At 63.4% G+C, this 17,262-nt stretch carries 16 protein-coding genes and 1 pseudogene; 8 read left to right on the plus strand and 9 right to left on the minus strand.

Annotated features, from left to right (window positions below; genetic code table 11):
• Nucleotides 1–505, minus strand: a pseudogene (locus BN1233_RS44325) (helix-turn-helix domain-containing protein); the annotation flags it as partial.
• Between the two features lie 58 nt (nt 506–563).
• On the opposite strand from BN1233_RS44325, the gene BN1233_RS36395 reads away from it, so the two are divergent.
• The gene (locus tag BN1233_RS36395; RefSeq protein ID WP_147707736.1) at nt 564–1,361 is read left to right on the plus strand and encodes an MBL fold metallo-hydrolase; all 798 of its coding nucleotides are present in this window, start codon (nt 564–566) and stop codon (nt 1,359–1,361) included.
• Nucleotides 1,362–1,443: 82 nt separating this feature from the next.
• Here BN1233_RS36395 and BN1233_RS36400 read toward each other — a convergent pair whose 3' ends face one another.
• Entirely contained in the window at nt 1,444–1,671 is a 228-nt protein-coding gene (locus BN1233_RS36400) for a hypothetical protein (RefSeq protein WP_046868544.1), read from the minus strand.
• Between the two features lie 769 nt (nt 1,672–2,440).
• Between BN1233_RS36400 and BN1233_RS36405 the strand changes: the two genes are divergently transcribed.
• From BN1233_RS36405 to mgtE, 3 genes are all read left to right on the plus strand, one after another.
• Nucleotides 2,441–3,169, plus strand: coding sequence for a Crp/Fnr family transcriptional regulator (locus BN1233_RS36405; protein ID WP_046868545.1), 729 nt, complete (start codon nt 2,441–2,443; stop codon nt 3,167–3,169).
• Nucleotides 3,170–3,487: 318 nt separating this feature from the next.
• Nucleotides 3,488–3,898 (plus strand): (R)-mandelonitrile lyase, encoded by a 411-nt coding sequence (locus BN1233_RS36410; protein WP_046868615.1) that lies wholly within the window; start codon nt 3,488–3,490, stop codon nt 3,896–3,898.
• 493 nt (nt 3,899–4,391) lie between these two features.
• The gene (mgtE, locus tag BN1233_RS36415) at nt 4,392–5,762 is read left to right on the plus strand and encodes a magnesium transporter (protein WP_046868546.1); all 1,371 of its coding nucleotides are present in this window, start codon (nt 4,392–4,394) and stop codon (nt 5,760–5,762) included.
• 156 nt (nt 5,763–5,918) lie between these two features.
• On the opposite strand, the gene BN1233_RS36420 is transcribed toward mgtE, so the two are convergent.
• Nucleotides 5,919–6,440, minus strand: a complete 522-nt coding sequence (locus BN1233_RS36420) for an Lrp/AsnC family transcriptional regulator (protein ID WP_046868547.1) — start codon at nt 6,438–6,440, stop codon at nt 5,919–5,921.
• Nucleotides 6,441–6,555: 115 nt separating this feature from the next.
• Here BN1233_RS36420 and BN1233_RS36425 point away from each other — a divergent pair, with 115 nt between their 5' ends.
• The gene (locus tag BN1233_RS36425) at nt 6,556–6,852 is read left to right on the plus strand and encodes a hypothetical protein (protein ID WP_046868548.1); all 297 of its coding nucleotides are present in this window, start codon (nt 6,556–6,558) and stop codon (nt 6,850–6,852) included.
• Between the two features lie 548 nt (nt 6,853–7,400).
• Nucleotides 7,401–8,264 (plus strand): EcsC family protein, encoded by an 864-nt coding sequence (locus BN1233_RS36430; protein ID WP_046868549.1) that lies wholly within the window; start codon nt 7,401–7,403, stop codon nt 8,262–8,264.
• A 327-nt stretch (nt 8,265–8,591) separates the two neighbouring features.
• On the opposite strand, the gene BN1233_RS36440 is transcribed toward BN1233_RS36430, so the two are convergent.
• A complete protein-coding gene (locus BN1233_RS36440) occupies nt 8,592–9,410 on the minus strand; it encodes a phytanoyl-CoA dioxygenase family protein (protein ID WP_046868551.1) in 819 nt (272 codons plus the stop codon).
• A gap of 50 nt (nt 9,411–9,460) precedes the next feature.
• Nucleotides 9,461–10,399 carry a glycine reductase gene (locus BN1233_RS36445; protein ID WP_046868552.1) on the minus strand — a complete coding sequence of 313 codons (939 nt, stop codon included), beginning with the start codon at nt 10,397–10,399 and terminating at the stop codon, nt 9,461–9,463.
• Nucleotides 10,400–10,841: 442 nt separating this feature from the next.
• Here BN1233_RS36445 and BN1233_RS36450 point away from each other — a divergent pair, with 442 nt between their 5' ends.
• Nucleotides 10,842–11,249 carry a YybH family protein gene (locus tag BN1233_RS36450; RefSeq protein WP_046868616.1) on the plus strand — a complete coding sequence of 136 codons (408 nt, stop codon included), beginning with the start codon at nt 10,842–10,844 and terminating at the stop codon, nt 11,247–11,249.
• A gap of 230 nt (nt 11,250–11,479) precedes the next feature.
• Here the strand turns inward: BN1233_RS36450 and BN1233_RS36455 are convergent, their stop codons facing one another.
• On the minus strand, nt 11,480–11,884 hold the full coding sequence (locus tag BN1233_RS36455; RefSeq protein WP_046868553.1) for a GFA family protein: 405 nt from the start codon (nt 11,882–11,884) through the stop codon (nt 11,480–11,482).
• Nucleotides 11,885–11,950: 66 nt separating this feature from the next.
• Entirely contained in the window at nt 11,951–13,720 is a 1,770-nt protein-coding gene (locus BN1233_RS36460; RefSeq protein ID WP_046868554.1) for an adenylate/guanylate cyclase domain-containing protein, read from the minus strand.
• A 595-nt stretch (nt 13,721–14,315) separates the two neighbouring features.
• Here BN1233_RS36460 and BN1233_RS36470 point away from each other — a divergent pair.
• Nucleotides 14,316–14,975 (plus strand): phytochelatin synthase family protein, encoded by a 660-nt coding sequence (locus tag BN1233_RS36470; RefSeq protein WP_244470644.1) that lies wholly within the window; start codon nt 14,316–14,318, stop codon nt 14,973–14,975.
• Nucleotides 14,976–15,300: 325 nt separating this feature from the next.
• Here BN1233_RS36470 and BN1233_RS36475 read toward each other — a convergent pair whose 3' ends face one another.
• Both BN1233_RS36475 and BN1233_RS36480 read right to left on the minus strand, forming a co-directional pair.
• Nucleotides 15,301–15,708 (minus strand): hypothetical protein, encoded by a 408-nt coding sequence (locus BN1233_RS36475; protein WP_046868557.1) that lies wholly within the window; start codon nt 15,706–15,708, stop codon nt 15,301–15,303.
• A 310-nt stretch (nt 15,709–16,018) separates the two neighbouring features.
• The gene (locus BN1233_RS36480) at nt 16,019–16,855 is read right to left on the minus strand and encodes an SDR family NAD(P)-dependent oxidoreductase (RefSeq protein ID WP_048707531.1); all 837 of its coding nucleotides are present in this window, start codon (nt 16,853–16,855) and stop codon (nt 16,019–16,021) included.
• Nucleotides 16,856–17,262: the final 407 nt, after the last annotated feature.

Below are 17,262 nucleotides of genomic sequence, written 5' to 3' on the forward strand. Positions count from 1 at the left end.
ATAAAGGTGTCCTGGGCCCCACAACAGCCGGGGCACTCGCTCTCGAACTCGCCTTGCGCCTCCTCGTCCTTCGCTTTCTCCAGCGCGGCCAGCTGGCTTTCGGTCAGGATCAGGCCCTCCTGTGCGACCTTCGCCTCCAGAGCCTTGAGGCGCTCCGTCATGGTCTCGAGGTCATGGCGCTGCCAGACCGCGCACCTGCCGGCGAGATGAGTTCCCGCGTTGGCGCATCTCGTTAGCGATCCGGATCTGGCCAAAGGCGGGCTGTTCGAGGGAAAGCCCGACCATTACCGCTTCCACTTCGGGCGGCGTGCGGTGGCCAGGAGGGGCTTGCGACGGCTCAGCTCCTGCAGGGCCAGTTCGCCGCCGCTCTCGTAAAGCTCCTTGAAGCGATAAGTGCTGTCGCGGGAGTAGCCCATCATCTGAGCCAAGCTTGGCTCACATTGCCGAGCTGCCCAGCCAGCTCCAGCAGGCCGACCTTGGCGCGGATGCTCCACGTCTCCGTCACGGACACTTGAACTCCTGCCCTCCATGGGCTGCGATGGCCGCCGATCCAGGAGATTCCGATGGCAGGGATACTAATCGTCTTTCGATGGAGCGTGGTCGTCCTTTTCGCTCTGGCAGTCTCCGTCGCGCACGCGGAAGAGCCGGAAGGTTGCCCTGGTTTGATCGCCTCGGCCCCACCGCTCGTCTTGCGAGCCGCACTGGCGAAAGATGAAGTCGGGCTGACCTTCATCGGGCATTCGACCTTCCTGATCGAGACGCCGCAGGGGGTGAGGATCGCGACCGACTACAACGACTATGTGCGTGCGCCTGCCGTGCCGCGGATCGCGACCATGAACAAGGCGCACTCGACCCACTTCAGCCGGGCGCCGGACCCGCGCATCGAGCATGTGCTGAGGGGTTGGAATCCCGCCGGGGGACCGGCCCACCATGATCTCACGGTGGGTGATGTCCGGATCCGGAACGTCTCGACCAACATTCGCGATGACGACGGCAACACGGAGCTCGACGGCAATTCGATCTTCGTGTTCGAGACGACTCAGCTCTGCATCGCGCATCTCGGCCACCTGCACCACACGCTGACGCCAGAGCACCTGAAGAAGCTCGGCCGGATCGACGTGCTTCTGGTGCCCGTGGACGGCGGCTACACGATGCAGACTTTCGACATGATGGAGGTGCTCAAGTCCATCAACGCACCTCTCATGCTGCCCATGCACTACTTCAATAGTTCAACGCTGGAGCGCTTCCTGGCCCAGGCCCGGCGGCACTACGCGATCGCGTTCAGCGATAAGCCATTCCTGACGGTCTCGCGCACGAGCCTGCCGAAGCAGCCGACCGTTCTCGTGCTGCCGGGCCACTGAGCCGATCAGCGGCTTGCCGAGGGCCTGCTTCTCGTGTCGGTAGCCCCGTGCGGCGCGCCCACACCACCCCAGCTGTTGGCCGTCACGAATGGACCGGATGCTCGTCGACCAGGGTTCCGATCAGGCGCAGGAGTTCCTGCTGCTCCGGACCCAGGCCGGTGCTCAGGAACTCCGCGATTCCGACATGCTCGACCTGCCCGCCGGAGGCGATGTTGGCCTCGTGGCGGACGAACACCGCGCCGGACGGATCCCGGATCAGGTACCAGTGGTCGCCGTTGGGACTGTCGTAGAGCTTGCGGGCTTTCTTCATGCGGGTGATCCACAACTGGATTTGCCAAGCGCTGCTTGCGCGACACGATCGAGTTGACGCGCCGAATGGGAACCGGCTCCCGGATTATCCGTTGATCCGATACCCGGTCCACTTCTTTGCCCCCAAAGGGCCGGGACCTTCAAGCGCTCCTCTCCGGGGCGCTTTTCTTAGGCCCGGCATCGGCGCGCTTACTGTCCTGGATTCAGTGAGGGGGCCCGGATAGCGGGAACTCTGCCGCCATCGGATACCCCGTCCGATATCCATAGGAATACGCATCCGTTCCTGAACAGCGTAGGCCCACGATAGTGTGATTCTGGTCGGCGATTGGAGAGGGCAGCAGGGGATCCGCCAAAAGCCATCTGGCTCTTGCGGATCGTATTTCAATCCCCATATCGGGTTCATCCAGCGGACCCTTGTGTGGACTTCGAAGCGGCGGGCGTCACCGCCGGCTCCAATGTGGCCCGTGCCAGGACGGATGTACTCCGGTCCGGCCTGTTCCTGCGCTTGCCTGACGATGCGAGCGCCCGACTGGTAACCGACCAGCCCAGGCCCGTAGCTGGCGCGGCCGGAGATGCGAAGGCATCCCGGCCCGTTCGCCCCGGAGCCTGGGCTTTTCCCTTTCCGGATGCCCGCCGATCCCGGCGCTGGAATCGCGCCGCAAGAATTGTCGCCACTCGCGCGAGCCTCACGGCTCGGATGATCCACGCAGGCCCATTGCGCGGAGGGCCAGCCGCCCTACCGTATGAGGTCGTGATCCCAGGACCCCGTCGTGGCATCGGTTTCGAAGGTTCATCACCGGGCCAACCAGCTCCTTGCTACCCTGGGGGCCGAGGATTTTGCCATTCTCGAGCCGAACCTCGACGTTGTGGACCTGCCCAAAGGCAAGGTGCTCTACGAGACCGGTGACCCCATCCGGCACACCTACTTCCCGCACGATGCCATCGTGAGCCTCGTCAACGTGATGGAGGATGGCCGGTTCATCGAGGTTTCCTCGTTTGGGCGGGAGGGGCTGTTCGGCCTCATCAGCGCGCTCGTCTCCCGCGAGTCCTTCGGGCGCTACAAGGTGCAAATCGCTGGCACGGCCTCACGGATCGGCCTCAGCAAGATGCACGATGCAATCAACGCACGCCCAAGGATTCGACGGTTGGTCCTCAGCTATACCGAGGCGCTGCTCGCCCAGACGTTCCAGACCGTCTCGTGCAATGCGGTCCATACGGTCGAAGCGCGTTGTGCCAACTGGATCCTGAGCACGCGGGATCGCGTGGATCAGGATGGCCTGCCCCTCACCCATGAGGTCCTGGCCGAGATGCTTGGCGTGCAGCGGTCTACCGTCAGCCTTGTCTTGCACACGCTTCAGACGGCAGGGCTGATCGGCCAGAGTCGGGGCGTCATCACGGTGAAGGATCGGGTCGGGCTCGAAGATATTGCCTGCGAGTGCTACGGCAGAATCCTCGAACGCTACAGGAAGCTGTTGCCCGACCCGGTTCCCCGGTCGTGACGACGAAGGGCATTATCGCCGCCTCGACCGGGTGCACGCCCTTGGGCGACGAGCATTGAAGTGCGCGCTGATTGCATTCGGCTACGTCGCGCCGATCCGTTTCAGCTCGAACGGACGGTGAAGAATACGCAGACGAAGCCGCAGCCTGGCTAGAGATGATTCACCTCCTGATCGATATCTTTGTGCCCCGCGCAAGAACCGCGCTCATAGGTCCATGCAGGCCTTGGCGCCTCATCACGTGGAGATGGACGGCCTACCTTCCGGACATGTCGGCACATGAGAGTTGAACAGATCGCGGCGAAGGCGAGGAGCATGACGATGGAGATCCAACGCGTTGGGTCGCGGCCTTCCGGCAAGGGACCCCCGGAGTGGTTTACCGGAACGGTGCGCATCGATCCGCTGTTCACGGCGCCCGATCCGGCCCGCGTTGCCGGGGCGAGCGTCACCTTCGAGCCCGGGGCGCGCACGGCCTGGCACACGCACCCGCTCGGCCAGACGCTGATCGTCACGGCAGGGTGCGGCTGGGCGCAGCGCGCGGGCGGTCCCGTCGAGGAGATCCGGCCCGGCGACGTGGTCTGGTTCGCGCCCGGCGAGAAGCACTGGCATGGCGCATCGCCCACGACGGCCATGACCCACATTGCCATCCAGGAAGCGCTGAATGGTACAACCGTCGACTGGATGGAGCACGTCACCGACGAGCAATACCAAGCCGATCCAAGCCGCCGGTAGCCCTGTCCGATGCCGTTTTGGCCAAGTCTGGAGGCCGCGAGGGCGCCGGCAGGCCAGCATGTGCCCGAGTGGATCAAGGCCAATGACAGATAACACAACGACTTCCGAGCGCTCAGGAAATGGCTCGACGGGGCGTCCTCGTGAGGGCAGGGGGCCAGGAGCGCGAAACCGACCAAAAGCAGGCCGCGCCGAGTGCGATCGCCGGGGCCGTTGCCAGCGAGTGCGGAAGCGTCTGTCGCTCACGTCCTTCTGATCTCGGAGACGCCAGGCGCTCGTCTGAACCTCCTTGACGGGGGTCTACCCGAAGCCCATTTCCCCCGCACTCGCGCCACCCTGGCCTTTGACCATCAGGCGCCGTCCCACAGGAGCTTCAGTCCCCATGCCCAGCGACAGTCACTGTCGATTGTCCGTGCCGTCAGCGGCTGCCGTGGCCTGATCCCGAAGGAGCGGCTCACCACGTCCGCCGCTGATGGCGGTTTGCAACAGGTGAGCCATGCAAGACGATACCACCACACTCGAGGCCGTCCTCGACCCTAAGGCTGTCGCGACGGGGTTGGCGGATCAACACGTTGCGGACATCGCCGAGATCCTCAACGAGCAGTCGACGGAAGTCGCTGCGGATATCCTCCTCCATCTCCCAATGGATCAGGCTGTCGAAGTGCTCGATCAGCCTGGATTGGAAGCGTCTGCCGAACTGATCGCGGCCCTACCGGATGACCAGGCGGCCAGTTTCCTGTCAGGCATGTCTGCCGACCGCGTCGCAGACGTGTTTCGGGAGTTGGAAGAGCCTCGCCGCTCGGCCCTGCTGGAGCGCCTTGATCATGAGACGCGGGTCTCACTCCAGCGCCTCCTGGCCTATCCGCCCGATACGGCGGGCAGCATCATGACGACCGAGTTCGTCAGTGTCCCGGCAACCTGGAAGGTCGGGCAAACGCTCGATCATATCCGCCGCGTCGAGCGTAGCCGCGAGACTGTCTATGCTGTCTATGTTCTGGATCCTCGCACGAAGAAGCTCGTCCAGACCGTCTCCCTGCGCCGCTTGATCTCGGGCGAGCCGGAAGCGCCCATTCTGTCGGTTGTGCGCCCGCGTCGGCCCGTGACGGTGTCGCCACTCACGGATCGCGAGGAGGTCGCCCGCCTGATCTCGAAATACGACCTTCTGGCGGTTCCGGTCGTGGAACGGGGGCATGTGATCGGAATCGTCACCGTCGACGATGTGATCGACGCCATTGTCCAGGAGAGCACGGAGGACGTGCAGAAATTCGGCGGCATGGAAGCCCTGACCGAACCCTATATGCAGATTGGCTTCTTCGAGATGATCAGGAAGCGCGCCGGCTGGCTGTGCGCCCTGTTCCTGAGTGAAATGCTGACTGCCAGCGCGATGCAGCATTTCGAGGGCGAACTGGAGAGAGCCATCGTCCTCACCCTATTCATTCCACTGATCATGAGTTCGGGCGGGAATTCGGGATCCCAGGCAACCTCGCTTCTGATCCGGGCACTCGCCTTGCGGCAAGTGCGGCTGCGCGAATGGTGGCGCGTGGGGCTGAGGGAACTGCCGACCGGGATCGTGCTGGGTGCCATCCTGGGCACGATCGGGATGATCCGCATCGGCATCTGGCAATGGTTCGGCTTTTACGATTACGGCGAGCACTGGATCCTGATCAGCTTCACGGTCGGTGCAGCTCTGGTCGGTGTTGTTACCTTCGGCTCGCTTGCGGGGGCCATGCTGCCATTTCTCCTTCAGGGAATCGGCTTCGATCCGGCGAGTGCGTCGGCGCCATTCGTCGCCACGCTCGTCGATGTCACAGGACTGGTGATCTACTTCAGTGTCGCCTTCGCAATCCTCAGCGGAACACTTCTATGATGCTCCGGTGGACAACAGGCACGGGGGGCGCGTAGCGAGCATGGCGAGGCCCGCCTCTCGGCATCCTCGATGAGCCCATGCGGCAATATCCCGTTTTCGTACTCCTTTCCTCGCGACTGTCGCGACAGGCGCCATCGCGCAGTTTGGGTGCGGCGGTCACCTGTCCGCAATCAGCACCGGATCAACCGAGATGGCTTTCTTCAGCGCACGCAGCGCAAACGTCGACCGTGAATGCCGGATGCCAGCGATCCGGTACAGGCTCTCGCGCAGGAAGCGCTCATAATGCTCGGTCCCGGACACGGCGACCTTGACGAGATAATCGTAATCACCGGTCACGAGGTGTGCCTCGACCACCTCCGGGATCTTCGCCAACGCGTCCCCGAAACGTTCGAGCGTTCCCTCGTCGTGCCTGTCGAGAGTCACCTCGACGAAGACCACGTTCGGAACTCCGACGGCCTTGTGGTTGAGCACCGCCACGTAGCCCTCTATGGCACCGCTGGCCTCCAGACGCTTCACCCGTGTCCAGCAGGGAGATTGCGAGAGGCCAACGCTTTCGGCGAGCTCGGCCATGGTGAGTCGTCCATCGCTCCGGAGCGCCGAGAGGATCTTGCGGTCCATCCGGTCGACAGAAGGCGTCCCGCCTGCACGGCGAGCATCAGAATGTTTGTTCTGTTTCATCGCAATTTCCTGGAATCCGGTTCTGCGAGCAGAGCATAACGCCCTCACTTCAGCAAGAAATCCCGGCCGAACGCGGGTAGTCTCCTTTCCGGTGGAGAGCATTCCGGAGAGCAGGATGTCGGCAGAACCCTCGCGGGAGATGGTTGTCGAAACGGTCTTCAATGATCCTTACGACGGGGCGATCCGTGTGCTGGGCGACGCCCAGCGCTCCGGCTTCGAGCTTCTGTCCCTGGCGCTTGCCGCCAAGATGGACGGGATCGTTTCGGCAACCATCACCCTGCGTGTCCCGGTCTCCTTCGACGCGCAGCTCGTCGCTGCCCGTCTGGCCCGCCACCCCGCCGTGCAGCGGGTGGATGTCCGGGTAGATGCCGCCCGGGTTCTCTGCGGTCCTTCGCAGGCCATGGCGGCATGAGGCTCGCGGTGCGCCGGGCCACCAATGCCTCCTTCTCGGTGCGCCGGTGCTCCTCGCTGGGATCTGACTCCTGGCAGGCCGTCCGGTCCGCAACAGAGGCAATCCCGCTTCAGCCGGGCTGGAGTATGCCGCGATCGCTACAAGGAGTTGCCGAAGGCTGGCTCTTATTTTGAGGAGTTGGCCTTCGGCATCAATAATGTCTGCACCGAGCCGGAAATCCGGGATTCGATGCTGTCGAGGCGGCCTCCCTGGTCGCGGGGCGACACTGGCCTAACAGACCTCGTGCTCCCCAATGCGGCCCGGCTGACGACCATTCCTGTGTCAGGCCGGATGTCGACAAGCAACGTTGTCCGCAGGACCGGATGTTGCATTAGCAGACGTCGAACTCACGCCAGCGAGGGCAATCCGAGATCTAGCGATCTAGCGAGTTTCCCAAACTCTACCTGCATCCTTGCGGAACTCTCACGTAGGGCGAGCGCTCTGGGTAAAGTACGGGACAGGGGATCCGCGATATTCTCCGGACGGTTCCCCGCCCCTACATCACGGTCATGAGCCAAAATCTCAGCGTAACGACGCCAAGCCCGACGCCAGTGCGGGAGAACGCCGCGCCGCCCAGGATCACACTCTCGGAAGAGGATCATGAGGCGCTCAGACGGGCCGTGCAGGCGCTCGAGACCCCGAGCTTTGCGGCCCGCCTGTCCGGCTTGGCCGGACGCCCCATCGAGGTGCTCGGGCAGGCTCTCCCGCAAGCCGCGTCGGAGATGGTATCCCAAGCCACCGAGGCCGCGCTCCAGCGTGCCTTGCGCTACGCGCTCACCACCATCCCAAAGGAAAATCCGGATCCGGAGGCGCGCCTGCATCGGGCGCTCGCCATGCTGTCCGGTGCGATGGGCGGGGCCTTGGGGATTTCGGCGGTGCTGGCCGAACTCCCACTCTCGACGACAATCATGCTGCGGGCGATCGCCCGCATCGCCCAGAGCGAGGGCGAGAAACTTGAAGATCCCGAGACGGTGCTCGCCTGCCTCGAGGTCTTCGCCTTGGGCGGGCGCGGTAGGTCCGGACGCTGGCACGAGAGCGGTTACTTCGCGGTGCGGGCCGCCATGGCAAAGTCGGTAAGCCGGGCCGTGCAGCAGGTGGCCGGGCGTGGCGTGATCGACGAAAGCGCATCGGCGCTCGTGCGGCTGCTGAGCCAGATCGCGTCCCGATTCGGGGTGGTCGTCTCCCAGAAGATCGCTGCCCAGGCCGTGCCGGTGCTCGGCGCGCTCGGCGGGGCGGCGGTCAACGCCGCCTTCATGGATCACTTCCAGAAGGTGGCCCGGGGGCATTTCACGGTGCGCCGCCTGGAGCGGGTCTACGGCCCGGGAACGGTCCGGGAGGCCTATGACCGGATCCGGGCTAGCAAAGGGTTGTGAGACCGCAAGGAGCGGATCAATCCAGAAGGGCAGACGTTCGGGGTTTCGACGCCGCGGAATCTCTCGCCATGGGCTGCGGTCGCGCAGCAATTGCTCCACGGATCGTTCCTGCGCGGCCTTGGGGCGGCCTGATCGAAGGCCGCCGTGTAGGCATCGAATTGCCCTCCCGGGAGCATCGCGAGCCGTTTCGGCTCGAGCGCCTGCTCATAGGCAGCCAGCGCCTCGTCAGTCACCGTCAGATGATCTGATCGCGCAAGTGCCGAAACGGTCGCGCCATCCCGGCGGAGGCCCGAAGGATCAGACCTCGACGCGGCGTCGCGCGGGTGTCTACTCCGCAGCGGTCCGGTGAGTGCGGGCGTGTTCCGCGAGCGCGTTGTCGTCGACGGGTACAATGGGCGTGAAATCGCGGTGCGCGATCCATTCCGGCCGCGTGAATTTCGTGATGTGGTTCGATACCGCGCAAAGCGTCAGATACGCGATCTTGCGCGGATACGGCGTGATGTTCGGCGCCGAGGCGTGCACCAGGTTGCCGTGAAACATCAAGACCGAGCCGGGTTTGCCGGTCGGCGCCACGATGCCGGGGCGGCCGGGTTCCTCGGCCTCGCGGCAGAGCCGCGTGACGGTGTCCTGATCGAGAGTCCAGAGCGGATAGGAGGTGGTGGCCCGGTCGTGGCCGGCCTGCAGGGTACCATGTTTGTGGCTCTTCGGGATAAGCATTAGAGCTCCGTTGAAGGGGAACACCTCATCGAGAAACACCGCGATGTTCATCGCTCTCGGCTCGGGCATGCCGTCATCGCGAGCCCACGTGCCGTAATCCTGGTGCCACTGCCAGACGTCACCCTCGAAAGCCGCCTTTGCATTCAGCTTGAACTGATGGACGTAGACCTGCTCCTTGAAGATCTGCTGGAGTGGCTCGACCAACCGGGGGTGATGCGCCAGGATCCGGAAGACATCGTTGAACGTGTGCGCCGCAAAAGCCGTGCGCGGCGCGCCGCTCTTCTCGCGCCAGACTTCCTGGCGATCGAGCTCGAGGATCCGCTGGCCCTCGGTCCGCATCAAGGCGATCTCTTCCTCCGAGAAGCAGTCGGGGAAAAACAGGTAGCCTTCGTCCTCGAACTGCTGGAGTTGATGTGCCGAGAGTTTCATCGCTGCCTCCTTCTTGCTCGCTCTGCCGCAGCCTCGCTGTCCGTTCCCGATCAGGCCACGCCGGCTTCCTCACGGAGCGTCTTGGCCAGCCTCTTCTGCGCGTCAAATTCGGCGCGCCGACGCCTGATCTCTTCGGGCGACAGTCGTACGATGTTGCAATAGTCGAGCTTCCAGTCGGGACTGGCACTCCACATCAGCGGAGACTGCACGGTCGTCCGCGGAGCAGGCGCCCTCTCGAGGACGCTCAGCGCCAGATCGAGTGTGAAGGCCTGCGATGCGGGGTCCCTCGGCCGGCCCGCGGCATTGCCGAGCGGAAAGTCGGAGAAAAGGAACCGCGGCACACCGACATGCTCGACGATGTCCTTCGCGCACCCCGTGACAATGCTGGCGATTCCGTTCTCCTCGAGCATCCGCGCCGCCAGGCTGAGGGTCTGGTGGCAGACGGGACAGTTGGGGACCAGGATCGCTGCGTCGACGCTGTCGTCCTTGCAGCGGGCGACGATTTCCGGACAGTCGATCTCGAGCGTCACGCGATGACTGCGATTGGTCGGGGCGCCGTGGAAGCGCGGGGCAACCGATCCGATCCGACCGCGCGCTGCCCTCTCACGGAGTTCGGCCAACGGAAAGTAGGTGGCAGCGTCCTCAGCCGTCGTGTGCTGGCGATCAATGGCGATGTGCGAGATGCGCAGGTCGGGGTCCTGTGCAGTGTCGCCCGAATAGACGCTGTAGAACTTGGCGGTGGCATTGTAGGGAGCTCCCGGCCCTTGGTCTCCCTTGCCGGGCTGATAGGGAGCCGCAGTGGTGATGATCGTCAGCCGGCACCGGGACAGCGGCTTCTCCAACGGATGGAACGGCACCTGCGCGTAGTGCGCCCATTCGTAGGGCGGTCCATATCCGAGCGCCTCGTAGTAGGTCCGGATCCGCTGCAAATATGGGATCGGGACATCGTGCGCTGCCGCGAAGCCGAAATCCCAAGTGTGCTGGCGCATTATCACGCCTCCGATTGCCGCAAGGCTCGCCGCGACCCGCCGCTGTCTGGAAGCATCACCGCTTTCGAGATCCTGTGCAAGGAGCGTGCGGCAGGAGGATTTCAAACACGCCGGATCGGACCGAAATTCTGATCTGCGGAAGCCATCCTTAGACAGGGGCGGTGCTGAGTGTGGTCGCTGCATGGTTGCCGCGGCGGCTAGCGCAAGCCATGACGTCTGGTGGCGCATCCGACACGTTCAGGAGCATAATCCCGCCCTTGACGAGCCTGCTCGCAGAGGTGGGCCATGCCCCGTGTTTGCTGACGGGAACTGACGGTCGAGAAGCACGCGATGGCCACGCGATTGGCCTATGCGCGCTGCCTTGACTCACGTGGCGCAACCCGCAGGTCACTTGGCAGGCCCGCCGCGGCAGGACGGGGCAGGAACATCCATGGAGGTGGTCATGATATCGCACCCGCTGAATCAGATCATCGAAGCCGCCGATCGCGCGATCACGGCAGAAGACTTCGATACTCTCCTGGATTTCTATGCCGATGATGCAACGCTACTCGTGAAGCCAGGCCTGAATGCAGTCGGCAAGGAGCAGATCCGTCGCGCTTTCGTCGCCATTGCTGAGCACTTCGACCACAGCCTCGTCGTAAAGCAGGGCAAGATGATCGTGATCGAAGGTGGCGACACGGCTCTCGTGATCATGGAAACCCTTCTCGAGACAACCGGAAAGGATCGCTTGGCCAGCGCGACGACCCGACGGGGGACATACGTGTTCAGACAAAGCGCGGACGGGGGATGGCTCTGTGTGGTCGACAATTCATACGGAACGGATCTCCTGCAGGAGAGCCAAACCATCTGATCCGGAAGCCACTGGCGCAGCTGCAGACACCGGCACCGCTGCCCCATCCAGACCCGTCGCGCTTTCGGTTTGGCCACTGCGGCGACCGCTCTCACTCAGGGAGGAGCGTCCGGAGCACCGACGCTGCAAGGATCGGCCAGCTGGCTCTTTTGAGCAGTGGCGGAGAGACATCCTGATCGTCCTGCATCACTGGTGCTCGGCTCGCCCGGCATCTTCGGCCGTTGGCAGCCTTACTCCATTTCGAGCTGGCGAATGGACGACAATCCGGTGACCCACGGCTGCGCGGAGCGGCACCAGATCTGTGCCTTCGGGATCAGGTCGTCACGCTGGCGCGCAGTGCCGATGCGGATACTGTAGACCTTGGGATCGTTGCCCTCCGAGGTCGCGCAGATCGGCGAGCCGCATTCGGGACAGAAGCCCTGGAGGCGCTTTGCCCCGCTCTGCGCGACCTTCACGTAGGTCTTCAGCGCCCCCGAAAGCAGCCTGAACCCTCCCTCGCGCGTGAGGGCGGTGGTCCGGAAGGCCGACCCTGACAGCGTCTGGCAGTCGGTGCAGTGGCAGATCATCACCTTCTCGGGATCAATCTCAGCCTCGTAGGCGATGAAGCCGCAATGGCAGCGCCCGTCGATCCTCATGGCGCCTCTCCTGATAACGCGATCTTCGACGTGTCTGGGGCAGGATCGCATAGCGCCTGCTCTCCATCACTCCGGGAGACCTGCCCTACGCAGACCTTCCGCGATGCGTTCGCCCATGGATCCCCCATATGGCACGGCAGCAACGGCTCTCGACACGGTCATGCCGGGATAGGCTTGTAGAAATCTCGCCATGGTCTGCTTGGCTTCTTCCAGCCGGCCAGCTTGGGCGTAGGCTGCCGCCAAGGGCCGGTAGGTCCAGGTCGCGTCGGGCCTTTCGCGAAGAGCCTGCTCGATCCACCGAGCTGACTCGTCATACTGGCCCTTGTCGAAATGCGCGGCTCCGATCCCGACCAGGGCATTAAAGTGCATCGGGTCGAGTGGGCTGAGGCGCATGGCGCGATCGAAATGCTCAATGGCTGTATCGGGGTGCTGGGCGTAGGCATGCAGCCAGCCACTCCGGAGCCAAGCCCAGGCCGAGTTCGGGTCCAGGGCAAGAGCGTTTCTGACTGTCGTGAGCCCGAGATCGATTTGGCCCACGAGAGCATACGCGGCACTCAACACGGTCAGCACCAGGGGATCGTTGCTGTCGAGGGAGGCTGCCTCTCGGGCCAGCCGCAATGCCGCGGCCCTGTCCTCGGCTGGATCGGCTGTCCGCAGGTAAGTCACGCGCTGGGCATGGCACCAGGCCGCGAGCGCCTTCGGAAGGGCATAGGCAGGGTCGAGAGCCATGGCCTGTTCGGCCAGCCGGAGGCCCTCTGACGTGGATTCCCGGTCCTGGGACCAGACGGCGGGCAGGGCCCGCATGGCGCACTCGTAGGCATCGAGGCGGTCCGGGCGCTTGCGCCTGATGCGCTCGATCTCGCTCAACGTGATGGTCGGCTCGATGGCGCCGACGAGGGCCTCCGTCACGCGGTCCTGAAGGTCGAAGATGTCGGCCAGCTCACCCTCATAGCGGTCGGCCCACACATGGCGGCCGTCGGTCGCATCGACGAGTTGGGCGATGATCCGAAGCCGGTTGCCAGCCGTGCGGAGACTGCCCTCCAGCACGTAGCGTACGCCGAGCTCACGGCTGACCTGGCGCACATCGACGGCTTTGCCCTTGTAGGTGAAGGTCGAGCTGCGCGCGATCACGAAGAAAGAGCGAACGCGTGAGAGGGCCGCAATGATCTCCTCTGTCATGCCGTCCGCAAAATACTCCTGCTCGGGATCGCGGCTCATGTTCGTGAATGGCAGGACGGCAATGGACGGCTTGTCGGGAAGCGCCAGATTCTGAAGCGATCCGTGCGGGAGGCTTGTTGATCCCTCGATGGGCTGGATGACAAAGGCGTGGATCGGCTCTTCGATGTTCTTGACGACCTGAGGGCCGAGGTCGTCCAGCGCGAGATGAAGCAACTTGCGTACATGCCGCTGCGCTGTCTCTGAGAGACGCACTCGTCCTGGTTCCGCCAGCGCTTGGAGACGGGCCGCAATGTTTACGGCATCGCCCAGAAGATCGCCGTAATTCACCACCACATCGCCGACATGGACGGCGATGCGAAAGCTGACGCGCCGCTCCTGAGGGAGAGTATCATTCCTGGTCCGAAGTGCTGCCTGGGTTCTGACGGCACACTGGACGGCATCGACCGGGCTCGGAAATTCGGCGAGAACACTGTCGCCTGCCGTATTGGCAATGCGCCCTCGGTGTTGGGCGATGAACCGATCCATCACCTCACGATGGGCCGCAAGCGTGCGGAGCGTTCCGACCTCATCCAGCTCGACCAGGCGCGAATAGCCTGCCACGTCGGCCGCGAAAATCGCCACTAGCCGCCGCTCGATTCTGTGATCCTGCGGAGACATGAGGCCTCGGCATGTCGTCAGAGGCTCCATTTTGGTACTGGTTCGGACAGGGGTCCTGTCCGTTCTGATGGGGCAGCCTGCTGATGCCTCGATGAGTAGGCCAAAGGACCTTAGCGGTGAGAGCCAGGGAGGAGAGTCTTGCCAGGCTTGAGCTGTTCGTTGTCACAGGATCACCCTTGGACCTTTCCACGCGCGCACTTACTGGCGGACGTGCAGCACGGTGTGCCGCGATACTTCCCGCCAGTTTTAGCCCCGTTTGCGGGCCTTCTGGAACTCGAACTGGTAGATCACGTCCTTCCCTGTCGCGGGATCCTTCGAGGAGACTCCGCTGATTATCAGGCTGGCTCCGGGCAGCGTGCAGGGCCGGATTGGATCCGTCCCGACCCAGGCTGGACTGACGGCGTGCTCACGCGGATGCCAGGAATTCCGGGCAAGGGGATGCTGGCACCCGGACCCGATTGGGAGCACAATTGTTCTTGTCGATGCCCATCCTTCTTCCACCCCTGAACTCGACAAACGGGAGATAAAGATGCGGATCGCAGCCTCAGTGCTTAGGATTGCTGCATTCTGCTTCTGCTTGTCAGCGGGAAGCGTCATGGCGGAGACGCTCCCTCTGGCTGAGCCCCTGATCAGCCTGAACAGCGAGCGTGGCGCGCGCCTGTTGCTGGAGAGCGAGGCCAATCGGTCCTATTGGCCGCTCAGCATTCAATTCGTGACACAGAAGAACCAGGCGTTCTGTGGTGTGGCCACCATCGTGATGGTGCTCAATGCCCTCGGGGTTCCGGCTCCCGCAACCCCGGAGTTCGAGCCGTTCAAGACCTTTACTCAGGACAATCTGCTGAACGAAGAGACGGAGAAGGTGCTTCCGCTAGCGGTTCTCTCCAGGATCGGAATGACGCTCGATCAGATCGGGCAGATCCTGAAAACCTTCTCGGTGAAGGCCGATGTACGCCACGCTGCCGATTCCTCCCTGGAGGAGTTTCGCGCCCTGGCGACGCAAGCCCTCAGCGCTCCGAACCAATACGTGATCGTCAATTATCTCCGAAGGTCCCTAGGGCAGGAGCGCGGGGGCCATATCTCTCCGCTCGCGGCCTATGACGCCGACTCGGATCGGTTTCTGGTGCTCGATGTGTCTCGCTACAAGTACCCGCCGATTTGGGTTCAGGCCGCTGATCTTTTTGCTGCGATGAATACGCCCGATTCGGATAATCAGAACCGCACGCGCGGCTTTGTTCTGGTCACGTCGGGTCGCTAACGGTCGTGATCCGATACAGCCCGGAATCGAGGGCGCTTGTCGCACGTCTGATGAACGCGCTGGGGACGACGAGATTCGTGCAGTAGGTATCATGGACGGCGAGCATGCTCCTTACTCGTCTGCGCGGGATTTCGACGTATTGTCTGATGGGGTAGAAGACCCGTATGTCGAGCCCAAGACATCAAGTTGATGAAGCGAGCGAACTTTCTGTAACGCGCATCCCCTTGTGGGATGCGCGTCCGGGCAGAGCATAAGAGCATACATTACACTATCCGCGACTGACCAACATCAGGGTGCAGTCATTGAGGCGGACGACAAAACCTCGTCAGCGCAGTACCAGCCGCGACCCTGGCAGATTCTCGCCTAGAAAGTCCTGGACCGGCGCACTCGGGTCACACTCGCTGTCGAAACGCATCCTGGCACGGGTCCAGTCCGTGTCCCATCCGAGCACGCGGACATTCAGTTTTGCCCGCCCATCGACATCAACATCCTGAACCCCCTTGGTCAGGAGATTCCCGGTGATGCGGTTCGCGCTGCTGATGAGAGAAAACCACCTGTCCTCGTTCCAGAGGAAAACGAAACGGTCTTCAACCTTGACGATGAAGAAGTCGCAGAACGAGGCTTGCTCGGCTACGATTTCACCTGTTTGTTTCGCCGGTTCGTGAAAGGTGACCAGCCCCACGAAGGCGAGGAGCAGGCTCAGAGGCCACACAGCCAAGATCAGGGTCGGCATTTTCGCTACCCCGGTGAATTGTGCAGTGCACACTCTACGACCAAAGTCTTAGGCAAACAATGACATTCGTTAATTCTGGTGGTGTGGGATGTGATCTTTCTCACACCGGAGTATCCGCTGTCCTTGAGCCGATCCGATCCAGAGCGTCCACGACCGCAGCCGCTGAGAATACGGGTCGAATGGCAATGCTGCGCTGCGGCCCTTTGGAACGACTTCTTGCAAGAGTGCGTCGGGACGGGCTCTCGAGGAGAGGATCGTTGCGTTCAGCGGTCCGAAGCCTTGCCTCATCGTCCTGCCCGAGCCCGCTTCGTCAGTGCCGCTCGGACATGACCCGCATGGCCGCGCGGGCAAGCGTCCGGCGCGGCAACAGGCGGCCCAGAGTTGCAATGGCGCGATTGGCTCGGCCCGGCACGACCAGAGGAGCGCCAGCCATGGTGCCGGCCCAGGCGATCGCTGCGACATCCTCAGGGCTCATCGCGACCGCAGTGTCCGTGAAATCCTCGGGCTTTCGATAGCCGGCTGCAGCGAAGAATGTCGTGCGGGTCGTGCCCGGGCAGATGGCAGTGATGGTCACGCCGGTGTCGTGGACCTCCTCGCCGACAGCCTCAGAGAGGCTCAGCAGGAAAGCCTTGGAGGCTGCATAGGCGGCCATCAGGGGAATCGGCTGGAAGGCCGCCATGGAAGCCACGTTGGCGATTCGTCCACGCCGGCGCGCGAGCATCCCCGGGAGTGCCAGACGCATGAGAGCAAGCGGGGCGGCAACGTTGATCTCCAGCAGATCGCGCAGCCGCTGCGACTCGGTTTCAACGAAGGGAGCGCCGATGCCGAGCCCGGCATTGTTGACCAGCACATTGATCACGAGCTTCCGCCGCTCGATCTCGGCCCAGAGACGTTCGGGCCCGGCTCGGTCGGACAGATCTTCGGGAAGAATGGTGACCTGAGCGGAGGTCTGAGTGGCAATTATCTGGGCAAGGTCGGCGAGCCTGTCGCCGCGCCGAGCCGTGACGATCAGGTCATATCCGTCGCGGGCGGCCTCACAAGCGATCGCCCACCCGATGCCGGACGATGCGCCGGTCACGAGAGCCAGCGGACGGCCGGCAGCCGTCGTGCGAGGCCTTCTTGGGCGGCGTGGAAGCGGTGTATCCACAGGACCTCCGAACTGTCCGAAAGTAGTGACTGGCTAGGCCAACCGCACAGCCCGAGGCAAGGCGATCTCCCAGCGGGTGTCAGATGGCCCGTCTGCTGCGCCACTGAAGGGTGTCGCGCCGGACGCAGATGGCAACCCCCGATGGGCCTCGAGCGCGTCCCTTCAGATCACGACCGGTGAGGCGATGCTTTCGTCGGCTTGGCAACATGATGCCGCGGATCATCGCGCGTACCGAGCACTGGACCGTTCCGGCATTCGGTAGCAAACACCACCAACCGCTCAGTAAGGGTGGTGAGTGGAAATGCGCGTAGCGTGTCCAACCGGCAGGATGCGCACCGATGCTCCGATCCTCGAGCGGCGCATCGTTCGACGCAGAAAAGTGGGTCCACTTTTCCGCACGATGCGCT

It is taken from the genome of Microvirga massiliensis, from assembly GCF_001006805.1.
Classification (GTDB): Bacteria; Pseudomonadota; Alphaproteobacteria; order Rhizobiales; family Beijerinckiaceae; genus Microvirga; species Microvirga massiliensis.